This is a genomic window from Oceanobacillus phoenicis (genome assembly GCF_047238145.1).
GTDB lineage: Bacteria > Bacillota > Bacilli > Bacillales > Amphibacillaceae > Oceanobacillus.
In genome coordinates, this window is record NZ_JBDFME010000001.1 from 2,511,871 (window position 1) to 2,526,202 (window position 14,332).

A 14,332-nucleotide genomic window follows, 5' to 3' on the forward strand; every position below is an offset into this window, starting at 1 on the left:
TATGGAATATAGTAAAATGGCACCTCTTTATGATCGATTAATGATCGATGCACCATATGATGATTGGGTAGCGGTTATTCAAGAAGTGATTGCATCATATTCCGACCGTAACGTTAATTCTATTGTGGATTTCGGATGTGGAACGGGAGTAATCACCAGAAAACTTGCTGTTCAAGGTTATCAGTTAACTGGAATTGATATATCTGAGGACATGTTAGAACTTGCAAAAAAAGAGGCGGACCCATCTCTTTCTATTAAATGGTTAAAACAAGATATAACCAAATTAAATAATGTGCCAGATATGGATATGGCCATCAGTTGTTGTGATGTTGTTAATTATATTGTAAATCCTACTCATATAGCTGAGTTTTTCAATTCAATATATCGTTCACTAAATAATAATGGATTATTTCTTTTTGACGTCCATAGTTTGCCGCATATTGAAGAAATCTATATTAACAACACTTTTGCTGATGTTACTGAAGCGGCTGCGTATATTTGGTTTTGCCAACCCGGTGATCAAGAAGGGGAGATGTATCATGAATTGACCTTCTTTGAAAGTGACCAATCAGGAAAATATGACCGTTATACAGAAACGCATCACCAACGGACATTTTCAGTAGAATTTTATAAAAAATTACTTTTTGATACAGGATTCAATAATATCCAAGTTTTCGCTGATTTTTCCATTAAAACAAAAAATAATATACAAGAAGGCGAAAGAATCTTTTTTTTAGCTAAAAAAAATGAATAACTTTTTTATTTTTTGTATTATGAGTTAAAGAAGGAGATAAGAGATATTTGTCGAATTGATATATATCTTTATAAAGTCATTTTCAGGAGGAGGTGTAAATTCTGTTGCTAAATCTTCTGAAAAAATCCTCGTTTTTCTTGCTTGCAGGATTAGCTGTTTTCTTCTTTATAGTATTTACTAAAAAGCAAGATTCCTCTGCAGAACTCCCTATCGAGACACATGATACCGATGAACTTTTTCAAGATGATATTAATTCCGTATCAACACCGGATAATGAACAATCATTTGTTGTAGATGTGAAAGGAGCAGTTCAAAACCCTGGGGTCTACACTGTAAAACAAGATGACCGTATTCATGATGTTATTGAATTAGCGGGTGGATTCAGTGTGGATGCTGATCAGTCTCAAGTCAATCTTGCTCAACTTGTTCAAGATGAAATGATTATTGCTGTCCCTGAACAAGGTGATCAAGAAGCTAATATGAATACAAGTATTGAAACGGTAAGTGATAAAATACGAATAAATTATGCATCCGTACAAGAAATAGAACAATTACCAGGAATTGGTCCAAGTAAGGCTGAAACAATTTTTCAATATCGTGAAGAAAACGGATTGTTTCGTGAATTAGAGGATTTATTAAATATTTCTGGTATTGGTGAAAAGACCGTTGAATCACTAAGAGATTATATTCAAGTTCCATAGAGAAAAAAGCTTTTTAGCAATGCAATAAAAGGAGACGAGTCTAAGATGGAGAGAATTTCATGGGATCAATACTTTATGGCACAAAGTCATTTACTGTCATTACGTAGTACTTGTACAAGACTTGAAGTGGGAGCTACAATTGTCCGAGATAAGCGGATAATAGCAGGAGGATATAATGGTAGTGTTACAGGAAGTGTACATTGTGCAGATGAAGGTTGTTATGTCATTGATGGCCATTGTGTCCGAACAGTGCATGCAGAAGCGAATGCATTATTACAATGTGCCAAATTTGGAGTACCAACGGAAGGAGCTGATGTTTACATCACTCATTTTCCGTGTTTACAATGTACGAAGCAATTAATTCAAAGTGGCATAAAAACAGTGTACTATGCGGAAGACTATCATAATCATCCATATGCAGTTGAATTGTTTGAAGAAGCAGGTGTGGCAACCGTTAAAGTCCCTTTACATCAGATATCTATTGATGTGAATATTGAAGAAAAAGCACAATTTATTCAAGAGATAATCGATAAAATTGATGAAGTCTCTGAGAACGATACTGAAATTTCCCGTTTTAAAGAAAAAGCAGAGCAGCTATTTAAATAGGTATATATCAATGAAAGGGTATTGGTATTATACTGCGATAACAACAGGGGCAGCTATTCTTTATGTTACTTCTAAAGCAGAATGGTTGCCACTGTTGATTTTTCTTTGGTTATTTTGGTTAAAAACACGTAAAGGATTTCCTTCACTACCATTTTTTATTTCAATCATCACTTTCTGTTTTTTTACATTTTATATACCTGAGGTTGAAGAAGGGATCGAGAAGAAGAAGTTATCCCAACACCAATTGTCTTCTTTAACTGGTAGTATTAATGGGTCTGCCATCATAACAGATGAATACATGCAATTTCAATTGGAAGGATCACATTCTAATTCTAATCTCAACTTTTTAGTTATGTACTTTTTTGACCAACCGACACTTTCACAAGCTACATTCGTTAAGAATAACGAATTCTTACACGGAGCTTCATGCATCATTGAAACCTCACATGATTCTATAGAAAAACCACCTTCGAGTACAAATCCTGCTCAATTTAATTATCAACAATTTCTACTACAAAAAAATATCCATTATCAAATTATTATTGACAATGTAAATCAAATACGCTGTAATGAACCACAACCATTAAGTCATATTTATTTGTTACGCCATCAACTTATTGATTATATGCGTGGAAGGTGGAGTGATGATACTGTTACTTGGTTAACATCTATCGTATTTGGTGACGATTCTTCGATGGATGAATCTACGGAAGAATTATTTCAACGATGGAGTTTATCACATATAATTGCGATCTCAGGATCAAATATCACATTAATAATTGCCATAGTGTTTTTATTACTAGTAAAAGGAAATATTGTAACAAAAGAGAGGGCACAATCACTTTTAATTTTCTTTTTACCTTTATATGGAATATTAGCCGGAGGGGAGCCTTCTGTGTGGAGAGCGGTTTGGATGATTACAATTTTGCTTGTCGTTCAAAAGTTTAAAAGGAAATTCTTGTATATAGATATATTTAGTTTCGTTTTTATGTCAATAATCCTCTTTGATCCGTTTGTTATATATGAGATAGGATTTCAATTTTCATTTGCTGTCACATTTGCTATCCTCCTCTCAGCCAAGTGGATTACTTATTCAACATCAACTTTATGGAATATCGTGCAAATAAGTTTTATTTCTCAAATGGCTATCCTCCCATTACAGCTGTATTATTTTTATATTTTTCAACCTCTCTCTATTTTACTAAATGTCATTATTATTCCTTACTTCACTTTGTTCGTCATACCATTTATGTATATTGCTACGATATTATCATTCTTACCGAAGCAATTGCTTCTTATTTTGGACAATTCCTTTCAGTGGATTCATTCTATCGTAGTTTCTTTTTTGTTCTGGGTTGATACCTATTTGTCATTTCCTTTGTTTATGGATGGGTTATCTATAACGGCAATAATTATTTATTATATCTTTTTCTTTCGATTTATGTACGAATTGGAATTAAATAAATTGAAGTTAGCATTTCTGTCAGGGCTATTGTTCTGTCTCCCTATAATACTCGGAGCATTGAAACCGTATATAAGTGAAGAAGGAATTGTTACGATGTTTGACATTGGGCAAGGAGATGCAATATTAATTGAAACCCCGCGCCGACAAGATACTTTGTTAGTGGATGCAGGCTCATCCTTTGATTTTGATAGTATGGAGGCGAATAGAAGTGTATATAAGCAGATATTACGTCCTTATTTTTATTCAAGAGGGATAACTCATTTGGATGCAATTATATTAACACATGAGGACTTAGATCATATAGGGAGTTTGGAGTATATTTTGGAAGAAGTAACTGTGGATACAATAATGGTGAGTGCGTTCTTTGATGATGAAATCATCAAAGATATTCAATCTTCATTTCCAAATCAATTTATTAAAAGAATTGAAGCTGGTCAAACTATCAAGGGCAACTTTTCTAATTTTCAAGTTCTTTCTCCAACTAAAGATAACCAATCATCAAATGACAATTCATTAGTTTTATATGCTGATTTAGGAGCGAAATGGCTTTTTACAGGAGATATTGGCAGCGATGTCGAAGAGAAGTTGATAAAAAACTTTCCCGAAATAAATATTGATATCCTTAAAGTTGCACATCATGGGAGTAAAACATCAAGTAACCGTTTGTTTATTGAACACACTCGACCCAACTTTGGGCTAATTTCAGTGGGGAGAAATAATCGCTATGGTCATCCATCAGTTGAGGTAATTGAAACACTGGAATCCGAAAACATCGACATTCTACGTACGGATTTACATGGTGCAATTCAATATTATTTTTCCAAAAATCAAGGAACGTTTTTAATACATTCTCCATAAACTATCGTGGATGAGACAATAAAAAAGAAGCGACCAAATGATCCCTTCCTTTTTATACGATTCATTTCTTCAGTTATTGACCAATAAAACTAATTACTACGCCAATAGCAAAGATTAAAAAGAAGAATAGAAATGAAAAAGTAAAACCTTTGATTGAATCAACTACATCATTGCCTTTATACTGTACATCTTTTTCAAATTCGTTCAACTTGTACCCCTCCTATTATCACAATTTAAGTATAAATGAATTACTTTAAAAAATCTACCTCATTGGACAACACATATGAAAGCCAATTTTAGCAAGAGTTAACATCTATACTTTTACTATCATCGGAAAACCTAACGATAAGTAAAAAATATCGTCAATAGGGAGGGTTTCTAGAGCTTTTCCTATGGCGTTTAATATAGATGAGCTAGGAGGAGAAAGCGTCCATTAAGAATTATGCGTATCTCCTCCTAATAAATGAAGTATCACTTGCTATTCATTTCATTCCATTTTAACATATGGATATAATGTACATAGGTGTGTGATTGAAATGTCAGTAATGAATGTTGTAAATAATATTAACAAAAAATCCGTACAACCTGTTTATCTTGCATTTGGGTTGGAATCTTATTTTTTAGAAGAGTTGAAACAGGCTCTAATAAAACAAGTATTAAACGGAGATAAAAGTAATTTATCGTTATATGATTTAAACGAAATACCAATTCAAGAAGTATTAACAGATGCAGAGACATTTCCATTTTTTGAAGAAAAAAAACTAATCATTGCTACGAATGCATCATTTTTGAAAGCAAAACCGGACAAACTATCATTTGAACATAATACCTCTTATTTAGAAGAGTATGTTCAAAATCCTCCAGAGTATACTATCTTATTACTTATTGCTCCTTACGAAAAATTAGATGAACGGAAGAAAATTACAAAACAGCTTAAAAAGAATAGCGAAGTTGTGGATTGCCAAGTAATTAAAGAACAAGATGCGAGAAAATGGCTGGAATCAATTATATCAAAAAATAATATAACAATGGATTCGAAAGCTAAAGATATGTTAGAGGCAGAAGTTGCGAATAATATCCAATTATTACAAAGCGAAATAGAAAAGATGGCTTTATATGTAGGAGATGGAGGGCATGTTACTGTAGAAGATGCTCAACGGTTGATTTCTCATACTCCAACAAGTACTTCATTAGCAATGGTGGATGCAGTTATGCAAGGAGATATTCAACGTGCAATGAAGATTTTTAAGGATTTAGAAAAGATGAATGAAGATCCAATTGCAATGATTGGTTTATTATCTTATCAGTTCAGGATGATTCTGCGTGTGAAATTATTGAAACAAAAGGGTTATACACAGTTTCAAATACAAAAACAAATTGGTGCTCATCCATATGTTATTAAAATTGCAATGTCGAGAGAAAAAAATATTTCACAAGAAAGATTAGAACAGATGATTCAACTTCTCGCTGAGACAGATAGTGTAATGAAGCAAGGGAAAATGGAAAAAAGCTTAGCGTTTGAGCTGCTATTAATGGAATTAATAATAGCTGCATAAGAATAGTTATTCACAGTACCCTAATTTTAAAAATTTGGTTATAAGTCACATGTTGGGGATGAGACAAAAGTATTTAATAAAGAGAGAAATCCGAATGAATGGGTATTGTATTAAATAAATTTTCCCCTTACCCCAACAATTATTTTAGAGCCATAATCTTATGCAAAAATAAAAGCCGAATGAATTCACAGGAAATGAATTTCATCGGCTTTTTAGTTAAATGGAATTCTTATTCCATTTAGACTATAATGCGTTTACTTTGCTAGCTAAACGAGATTTTTGACGGTTAGCAGCGTTTTGATGGATGATACCTTTTTGAGCTGCTTTATCAATGTGTTTTGATGCAGATTGGAAAAGAGACTTCGCATTGTCTGTATCGTTAGCTTCTACTGCTTTTTCTACACGCTTGATTTCTGTACGCATTGCAGAAAGTTGCTTAGTATTAGAAACACGTTTCTTCTCGTTAACTTCTACACGTTTAATTGCAGATTTAATATTTGCCATGTTGATTCACCTCCCACAAAAGCTTCTATAGATTCCAGATTCGATTATTCAAATACTTCTATTTAAGTTCTCCTTTTCTCATCAGGACAACAAGTATTGTACCAAAGCTAACGCTGGTTTTCAATAGAATTGTTGATTGTTCAAGATAAAATAAAGTATGAATTTATGAAAAAGGCTCATTCTAAGAATGGAATCATAATTTGAAAGGATGAGACGATGGAAGAACAACAAATCCCTTTCCAGGTTCGTACTGACTTAGCGGTTGAAGCGAAGGATATGTATACAGAATCTAAGCCTGAAGATACAAGTGATAAAGAAATAAAAGGAGTAACATTTAAAGAAAGAACGGTTAAAGATATCAAAGTTTCTTATGTCGATATTGATGAAGAAGGAGAAAAATTGCTCGGAAAAAAACCGGGTTCCTATGTCACCATTTATGCTGATGGAGTGAAAAAACAAGATACAGATCGTCAAGGCCAAGCAGCTCAAGTGCTAGCAAAAGAGCTTGAAGACCTTATGATGAAAAATAACGTTACAAAAGAAAGTACTTGTTTAGTCGTTGGATTAGGGAATTGGAACGTTACCCCGGATGCATTAGGTCCGATGACTGTAGAAAAAGTATTAGTAACGAGTCATCTATTTCGTTTGCAATATGAGACTGTGGCGGAAGGGTATCGTGATGTTGCTGCTGTGACTCCAGGAGTCATGGGGGTAACAGGTATAGAAACAAGTGATATTATATTCGGTATAGTGGAAAAGTATAACCCTGATTTGGTCATAGCAATCGATGCTTTAGCTTCTCGTTCTATTAATCGTGTGAATGAAACGATTCAGCTTTCAGATACAGGTATCCATCCTGGATCTGGAGTTGGGAATAAACGAAAAGAAATCAGCAAGAAAACATTAGGTATTCCGGTAATCGCTATTGGGGTTCCTACTGTAGTTGATGCAGTTACCATAACGAGTGATACGATTGACTATGTCTTAAAACATTTTGGTAGAGAGTGGAAAGAAAAAGACGATCCATCTAAATCACTAACTCCTGCTGGTATGTCATTTGGGAATAGAGAATTAACAGACGAAGATTTGCCAAATATGGAAAAAAGAAAGACGGTTCTTGGTATTGTAGGAGGACTGTCAGACGAAGAAAAGCGAAAACTTATTACTGAGGTACTTACACCATTAGGGCATAATTTAATGGTAACTCCAAAAGAAGTTGATGGATTTATGATTGATATGGCAGAAGTAATAGCTAATGGTATAAATGCTGCATTACATGAAAAGGTTGATGTTGATAACTTTGCTAACTATTCTCGTTAGCTCTATTAAATACTCTATTTTTTATAATTACACGGTTCTACTTTTTAATTCCTTCTCATAGATTAAATTAAGAGTTGGATGGAAAGGTGGAGTCGTGTATTCTTATGAAAAAAAACATCAAGCCAATTATACAAGTCATTTCAAGGAGAAGTGGACTATACCTAGCGAGCATACTCGTATTATTTTTGATGATTGGTATCCTAACTACAGTTCAACCGGCTTATCGCTTTTCTTCAACAATATTATCTGATTGGACGAGAAATATAGATGAATTGGTATTTTATAATATGTTAGGTATGGAGAACCGAGCGTATAAAAGTTCTTTCCCTGATGATGAAGAATTGCCAAAGTTATCAAATATATTCTTTCAGCTAGCAACTAATATACAACCAAGTGATCCAAGAAGTCTTTTAGGAAATGAATTACCTGGTTTTTCAATATACGATAGCCAAATTTTAATGGCGAGCGGCGATGATAATCATTTTACAAGTTTTCCAATTGAATCGAATCCACCTTTGGAAGAAGTGCTAAAGGATCGGGAAGCAGTTGTAGAAGAAGACGTCGATGAAGAGCTCCCTCCTGAAGAAAATGTTGAGCAAACTACCGGAGATCGGGATGTTGTTTTTCTCTATACAACACATAATCGGGAGTCGTTTTTACCACATTTACCTGGTGTGGAAGACCCAAACTCAGCAATGCATGCTGAAATCAATATCTCTAAAGTAAGTGAACGACTAGGACAATCTTTAGAACGAAAGGGTATTGGAACTTATGTAGATCAAACAGATTTTGGCCAACAACTGAATGAACAAGGAAAAGAATATCATCAGTCCTATGAAGTATCCAGAGAAGCAGTAGAAACCGCCTTTTCTGGAAATAAAGATATTCAGTATGTTTTTGATTTACATCGGGATGCATTAAGAAGAGATAAAACAACTATAGAAATTGATGGGGAGAGCTATGCCAAACTCATTTTTGTTGTTGGGACAGGACATGCGAATTACGAAGAAAATATGAAAACAGCTACAGAATTAAATGCACTAATTGAAGAAAAATATCCAGGATTAAGTCGAGGAATTTATCCAAAAGACGGTTCCAATGGGAATGGAGTATATAACCAAGATGTTTCCGGAAATGCACTACTAGTCGAATTTGGAGGAGTCGACAATACGATGGAAGAACTTTACCGCTCCGCTGATGCGTTAGCTGAAGTATTTAGTGAATATTATTGGGATGCAGAAGAAGTTTCTAATCCTTAGGAGGTATAGTAATATGCGTGGTGTAATAGTATTGTTGATCATGGTTATTTTTTTCCTGTCTGGATTTGTATTTGGAATGCAAAAAGAGGAACAAGCATCAACAGTAGAAAATATCGAAACCACACCTGCTGTAGAAGAAACAAATATGCCCGTTTCTTCACAACCACCTTTGGAACAAGAAGCAAACGTATATGAAGTCGAACAGGGACAATATTCACTTACAAATAAAACTGCATCGGTATTAGAAGCTACAGTAAAAAAAGTATTTGATATCATTGTTGGAATTATGTATGAAATATCGAAAATCTTCTTCTAAATACCAATTCCTTTAGTTAACAATTGAATCTCAAGACGTCAATTGCTATAATCATCCTAGTAATTGACGTCTTATTTTAATATAGTATATATAGAAACGTGTAGGATTAAAACTAGGAGTGTGCATGAAATGGCGAACAAAAAAAGAAACGTCAGGAATTTTTCGATTATCGCTCATATCGACCATGGAAAGTCTACTTTAGCAGATCGAATACTTGAAAATACAAAAACAGTAACAAAGCGTGAAATGAAAGATCAATTACTAGATGGAATGGATCTAGAACGCGAACGTGGAATTACAATAAAATTAAACGCAGTTCAACTTGCTTACACAAGTAATAAAGGAGAAGAATTCATTTTTCATTTAATTGATACACCAGGGCATGTCGATTTTACGTATGAGGTCTCTCGAAGTTTGGCCGCATGTGAGGGAGCAATATTAGTAGTTGATGCTGCTCAAGGAATCGAAGCTCAGACATTAGCGAATGTATATTTAGCTATGGAAAACGAGCTAGAAATTATCCCTGTAATTAATAAAATTGATTTGCCTAGTGCAGATACTGAAAAAGTAAAAAAAGAATTAGAAGATGTACTAGGAATTGATGGTGACGATGTAATATTAGCTTCTGCAAAGGCGAACATTGGTATTGAAGAAATATTAGAACGTGTTACAGAGGTTGTCCCTGAACCAGCTGGTGATGGTGAAGCACCCTTAAAGGCTTTAATTTTTGATTCTTTATATGATTCGTATCGTGGCGTTATCGCTTATGTATGTGTGAAAGAAGGTTCTATAAAAGTCGGGGATAAAATCCAAATGATGGCCACTGGTAAAGAATTTGAAGTTAATGAAGTAGGAGTATTTACACCAAAAACAGTTCCGAAAAAAGAATTACACGTAGGAGATGTAGGATATCTTACAGCTTCTATAAAAAATGTGGGAGATTCTCGAGTTGGGGATACCATTACGCATGCAAATAGAAAAGCAGATGAAGCTTTACCTGGGTATCGACGTTTAAATCCTATGGTATTCTGTGGAATGTATCCAGTTGATTCAAATGATTATAATGACTTGAGAGAAGCTTTGGAACGTCTGGAATTAAATGATTCCTCGTTACAGTATGAGCCAGAAACTTCGCAAGCATTAGGTTTTGGATATCGTTGCGGGTTCTTAGGTCTATTGCATATGGAGATTATTCAAGAGCGAATTGAGCGAGAATTTGGTATTGATTTAATTACAACAGCACCAAGTGTTATTTTTGAGGTTGAAAAAACAGATGGAGAGGTATTAAATATCGATAACCCATCTGAAATGCCTGATCCTCAAGTAGTGGAACAAATACGTGAACCATATGTAGAAGCAACCATAATGGTTCCTAATGAATATGTTGGTCCAGTAATGGAAATTTCACAGAAAAAACGTGGTAACTTTATTGATATGCAATACTTGGATGACATTCGCGTAAATGTCGTCTACCACATACCATTATCCGAAATTGTATTTGATTTCTTTGACCAATTAAAATCGAATACTAAGGGATACGCTTCATTTGACTATGAATTAATTGGCTATCAACAATCGAACTTAGTTAAGATGGATATCTTATTAAATGGAGATACGATTGATGCTTTATCTTTTGTTGTCCATCGTGATTTTGCATATGAGCGCGGAAAACAAATTGTAGAGAAATTAAAGGAATTAATTCCGAGACAACAATTTGAAGTGCCGGTACAAGCTGCAATAGGAAATAAAATTGTAGCACGATCAAATATTAAAGCAGTTCGTAAAGATGTTACAGCCAAACTTTATGGTGGAGATATTACACGTAAACGTAAACTATTGGAAAAGCAAAAAGAAGGAAAGAAACGAATGAAAATGGTTGGCTCCGTAGAAGTACCGCAAGAGGCATTTATGGCGGTATTGAAGATGGATGATAACTAATAAAAGACTTATAATAAATAGTAATTATGAATACAGGAGGACTGGTAGAATGATATCTATCAGTTTTCCTTTTTATTAGAAGGGTTGATTAATTTTGGATTCAATAAAAGCAGTTTACATACACATCCCATTTTGTAAACAAATCTGTCATTACTGCAATTTTGTTAAATACTTTTATATGGAAAATAAAGCTGACGATTATGTTGAAGCACTAATCCATGAAATAGATTGCTCTATATCTGGATATAATGTTCATGTGAATACAATTTATATGGGTGGAGGCACACCTACGGCTTTAAATATTAAACAACTAAAGAGATTATTTAATTTTTTAGATAGAAAATTTAATTTAGACACTTGTAAAGAGTTTACGATTGAAATAAATCCCGGAGATATTGATCAAGAAAAAGCTAAGTTACTATCTTCGTACGGAGTGAATCGAGTGTCCTTTGGTGTACAAGTAATGGACGATGAAATGCTTCGTGAAATCGGTAGAATGCATTGTGTAAAAGATGTTTATGAAACGGTCAATATATTGACCGAGAATAAGTTCCATAATATAAGTCTTGATTTAATCTATGCATTGCCAAACCAAACAGTAGCTCACTTTGAAAAAACATTAAATGATGCGCTACAATTTGGATTACCACATTATTCTACCTATGCCTTACAAATTGAACCTAAGACGGTATTTTTTCATAAACAGAATAAAGGGCAGTTACAACGACCTCCAGAAGATGCAGAAGTAGAAATGTATCGCATATTACAACAAGAGATGAAAATACGTGGCATAGAACAGTATGAAATAAGTAATTTTGCAAAACCCGGGTTTGAAAGTAAGCATAACCTTACATATTGGAATAATGATTATTATTATGGGTTTGGCGCAGGAGCCCATGGTTATATTCCAGGTAAGCGAGTTTCCAATCTTAAACCACTAGGGATGTATATGCGTTCTGCTAAAGAAGATGGAAGTGCGATAGAAGAAATTGATGAAATTACTATAAAAGACCAAATTGAAGAGGAACTTTTTTTGCAGCTGCGCAAAACTTCTGGAATTAATAACAAAATGTTTCAAAAAAAATATGGGTTATCACTTGAACAATTATATGCAAATGAATTACAGGAGTTATTAGAACAAGGTTTATTAAGCTTAAAAGATGGGAACTACCGTTTAACGGACAGAGGAATGTTGTTAGGCGATCGAGTATTCTCTAAATTTTTAATGATGCAGTCTTTTGATGATAAAATTATTCAACTAGAAAGCTAAACTGTTTGACAAAGAAATAGGGATTTGATAATTTATTTATAGAATTAGCACTCAATAAACAAGAGTGCTAACAGAGGTGATCATCATGTTAACTGAAAGGCAACTGATCATTTTACAAGTCATTATTGATGATTTTATTGAAACTGCACACCCAATAGGGTCACGTGCATTATCAAAAAAGGATTACCTTCCGTATAGTGCAGCCACTATTCGGAATGAAATGGCGGACTTAGAGGATTTAGGTTTTCTTGAAAAAACGCATACCTCTTCTGGGAGAATTCCTTCAGAAAAAGGTTATCGTTATTATGTAGACCATCTTATAGGTCCAGTGATAAACCAAGATGAAGCGGGGATTTTACGCAAGTATACAAATGGAGAGTTTTTTGAATTTGAACAAGTAGTACAAATGACTGCAGAAGTACTATCTGAGTTGACGAATTATACGTCGATTATTTTAGGACCAGAAATGTTTGAAGCTACTTTAAAACAAATTCAAGTTTTAACACTGTCCGATCATACCGCTGTAGCAATCTTAGTAACCAATACGGGTCATGTAGAGCATCGATCTTTTGCCCTACCTGAAGGAGTAGCTTCTTCGGATTTAGAAAAGTTAGTAAATATTTTAAATGATCGTTTAAGAGGAGTTCCGATTATTCGATTAGGAGAGGTTATTTCTACTGAAGTTGCACAACTAATGCGACGTTATATAGATGATTTTGATGCTTCCTTTGATTTGCTTCGGGCTTTCTTTATAGATGAACATCCTGTTAAATTGTATTTTGGCGGAAAATCAAACATTTTAATGCAGCCTGAATTTAACGATGTTGACAAAATTCGATCGTTTTATGCCTTAATTGAACAAGAAGATGAAATAGCAAATCTCTTGAAAAACACACATCATGGTATTAAAGTATCGATTGGTAATGAAAATGAAGTGGAAGCGATTAAAGATCTAAGTCTCATAACGGCATCTTATCATGTTGGTGAAAATCTTATGGGCACAATTGCTCTATTAGGGCCAACAAGAATGGAATACAAAAAGGTGATTTCTTTAATGAAAGGAATTTCCGATGAAATGACCAACACTTTAGATAAGTGGTATAAGCGAGATTCTTAGCTGAAATTCTTTATAATACGTCTTGGTTTTCTAAATAGTGCAATCATGATATAGTCAATGATGGAAATTGAAAGCGAGGTGCCACTCAAATGAACGATAAAAATGATCAAGTAACTTCTGAACAAGAACAAGAAAATGAACAAGAAGTAATTGATGTAGATGAATCCGTTGATCAATCAAAAGAGAGTGAAACGGAACAACCTCAAGAAGAGGCTGTTGAAAATGATGAAATAGCTAAATTACAACAAGAAAAAGAAGTGACTTACAATCGTTTAGTACGTCTTCAAGCAGAATTTGATAACTACAAACGAAGAACGCTAAAAGAAAGAGAAGCGGATCGTAAGTATAAATCACAAGATTTAATCACTGAACTTTTACCAGCTATTGATAACTTTGAACGAGCTTTACAGGTTGAAGTAACTGAAGAAAACAAAAGTATTATTGATGGAATAATGATGGTGTATCGTCAATTACAAGAAGCTTTAACGTCTCAAGGTGTTGAACCAATTAAAACCGAGGGTGAGGCTTTTGACCCGAATCTTCATCACGCTGTAATGCAAATTGAAGATGAAAACATGGAATCCAATATAGTTGTAGAGGAATTACAAAAAGGATACCAGCTTAAAGATCGTGTTATTCGTCCAGCAATGGTAAAAGTGAATAAATAA

14 protein-coding genes are annotated in these 14,332 nt (G+C 34.0%); 12 read left to right on the top strand and 2 right to left on the bottom strand.

Annotated elements, in window-relative coordinates; all coding sequences use genetic code 11:
* Position 1: 1 nt before the first annotated feature.
* From ABC346_RS12435 to ABC346_RS12450, 4 genes are all read left to right on the top strand, one after another.
* Positions 2-754, top strand: coding sequence for a class I SAM-dependent DNA methyltransferase (locus tag ABC346_RS12435; protein ID WP_413235142.1), 753 nt, complete (start codon positions 2-4; stop codon positions 752-754).
* Between the two features lie 104 nt (positions 755-858).
* Positions 859-1,455 carry a helix-hairpin-helix domain-containing protein gene (locus ABC346_RS12440; protein ID WP_413235143.1) on the top strand — a complete coding sequence of 199 codons (597 nt, stop codon included), beginning with the start codon at positions 859-861 and terminating at the stop codon, positions 1,453-1,455.
* A gap of 45 nt (positions 1,456-1,500) precedes the next feature.
* A complete protein-coding gene (locus tag ABC346_RS12445; protein ID WP_413235144.1) occupies positions 1,501-2,061 on the top strand; it encodes a ComE operon protein 2 in 561 nt (186 codons plus the stop codon).
* Positions 2,062-2,071: 10 nt separating this feature from the next.
* The gene (locus tag ABC346_RS12450; RefSeq protein ID WP_413235145.1) at positions 2,072-4,384 is read left to right on the top strand and encodes a DNA internalization-related competence protein ComEC/Rec2; all 2,313 of its coding nucleotides are present in this window, start codon (positions 2,072-2,074) and stop codon (positions 4,382-4,384) included.
* A 73-nt stretch (positions 4,385-4,457) separates the two neighbouring features.
* Here ABC346_RS12450 and ABC346_RS12455 read toward each other — a convergent pair whose 3' ends face one another.
* Positions 4,458-4,592 carry a YqzM family protein gene (locus tag ABC346_RS12455; RefSeq protein WP_011066375.1) on the bottom strand — a complete coding sequence of 45 codons (135 nt, stop codon included), beginning with the start codon at positions 4,590-4,592 and terminating at the stop codon, positions 4,458-4,460.
* A 328-nt stretch (positions 4,593-4,920) separates the two neighbouring features.
* Here ABC346_RS12455 and holA point away from each other — a divergent pair, with 328 nt between their 5' ends.
* Positions 4,921-5,940, top strand: coding sequence for a DNA polymerase III subunit delta (gene holA / locus ABC346_RS12460; RefSeq protein ID WP_413235146.1), 1,020 nt, complete (start codon positions 4,921-4,923; stop codon positions 5,938-5,940).
* A gap of 243 nt (positions 5,941-6,183) precedes the next feature.
* Here the strand turns inward: holA and rpsT are convergent, their stop codons facing one another.
* Entirely contained in the window at positions 6,184-6,444 is a 261-nt protein-coding gene (gene rpsT, locus ABC346_RS12465; RefSeq protein ID WP_413235147.1) for a 30S ribosomal protein S20, read from the bottom strand.
* A 216-nt stretch (positions 6,445-6,660) separates the two neighbouring features.
* Between rpsT and gpr the strand changes: the two genes are divergently transcribed.
* The 7 genes from gpr (at position 6,661) to grpE (ending at position 14,332) form a co-directional block, all read left to right on the top strand.
* Complete coding sequence (gpr, locus tag ABC346_RS12470) at positions 6,661-7,764, top strand: GPR endopeptidase (protein ID WP_413235148.1); 1,104 nt, start codon at positions 6,661-6,663, stop codon at positions 7,762-7,764.
* Between the two features lie 104 nt (positions 7,765-7,868).
* Entirely contained in the window at positions 7,869-9,023 is a 1,155-nt protein-coding gene (locus ABC346_RS12475; protein ID WP_413235149.1) for a stage II sporulation protein P, read from the top strand.
* Between the two features lie 13 nt (positions 9,024-9,036).
* Complete coding sequence (locus tag ABC346_RS12480) at positions 9,037-9,339, top strand: hypothetical protein (RefSeq protein WP_413235150.1); 303 nt, start codon at positions 9,037-9,039, stop codon at positions 9,337-9,339.
* Positions 9,340-9,468: 129 nt separating this feature from the next.
* Positions 9,469-11,277 (top strand): translation elongation factor 4, encoded by a 1,809-nt coding sequence (gene lepA / locus ABC346_RS12485; RefSeq protein ID WP_413235151.1) that lies wholly within the window; start codon positions 9,469-9,471, stop codon positions 11,275-11,277.
* A 94-nt stretch (positions 11,278-11,371) separates the two neighbouring features.
* Positions 11,372-12,547, top strand: coding sequence for a radical SAM family heme chaperone HemW (hemW, locus tag ABC346_RS12490; RefSeq protein WP_413235152.1), 1,176 nt, complete (start codon positions 11,372-11,374; stop codon positions 12,545-12,547).
* An 85-nt stretch (positions 12,548-12,632) separates the two neighbouring features.
* Positions 12,633-13,664, top strand: a complete 1,032-nt coding sequence (gene hrcA / locus ABC346_RS12495; protein ID WP_413235153.1) for a heat-inducible transcriptional repressor HrcA — start codon at positions 12,633-12,635, stop codon at positions 13,662-13,664.
* A gap of 89 nt (positions 13,665-13,753) precedes the next feature.
* Positions 13,754-14,332, top strand: a complete 579-nt coding sequence (gene grpE, locus ABC346_RS12500) for a nucleotide exchange factor GrpE (protein ID WP_413235154.1) — start codon at positions 13,754-13,756, stop codon at positions 14,330-14,332.

Excerpts from the sequence above, each read along its gene's own strand:
- grpE (WP_413235154.1), top strand. The coding sequence starts at position 13,754 with ATGAACGATAAAAATGATCAAGTAACTTCTGAACAAGAACAAGAAAAT.
- ABC346_RS12445 (WP_413235144.1), top strand. The coding sequence starts at position 1,501 with ATGGAGAGAATTTCATGGGATCAATACTTTATGGCACAAAGTCATTTA.
- ABC346_RS12435 (WP_413235142.1), top strand. The coding sequence starts at position 2 with ATGGAATATAGTAAAATGGCACCTCTTTATGATCGATTAATGATCGAT.
- ABC346_RS12475 (WP_413235149.1), top strand. The coding sequence starts at position 7,869 with ATGAAAAAAAACATCAAGCCAATTATACAAGTCATTTCAAGGAGAAGT.
- lepA (WP_413235151.1), top strand. The coding sequence starts at position 9,469 with ATGGCGAACAAAAAAAGAAACGTCAGGAATTTTTCGATTATCGCTCAT.
- ABC346_RS12480 (WP_413235150.1), top strand. The coding sequence starts at position 9,037 with ATGCGTGGTGTAATAGTATTGTTGATCATGGTTATTTTTTTCCTGTCT.
- holA (WP_413235146.1), top strand. The coding sequence starts at position 4,921 with ATGTCAGTAATGAATGTTGTAAATAATATTAACAAAAAATCCGTACAA.
- ABC346_RS12450 (WP_413235145.1), top strand. The coding sequence starts at position 2,072 with ATGAAAGGGTATTGGTATTATACTGCGATAACAACAGGGGCAGCTATT.
- rpsT (WP_413235147.1), bottom strand. The coding sequence starts at position 6,444 with ATGGCAAATATTAAATCTGCAATTAAACGTGTAGAAGTTAACGAGAAG.
- gpr (WP_413235148.1), top strand. The coding sequence starts at position 6,661 with ATGGAAGAACAACAAATCCCTTTCCAGGTTCGTACTGACTTAGCGGTT.
- hrcA (WP_413235153.1), top strand. The coding sequence starts at position 12,633 with ATGTTAACTGAAAGGCAACTGATCATTTTACAAGTCATTATTGATGAT.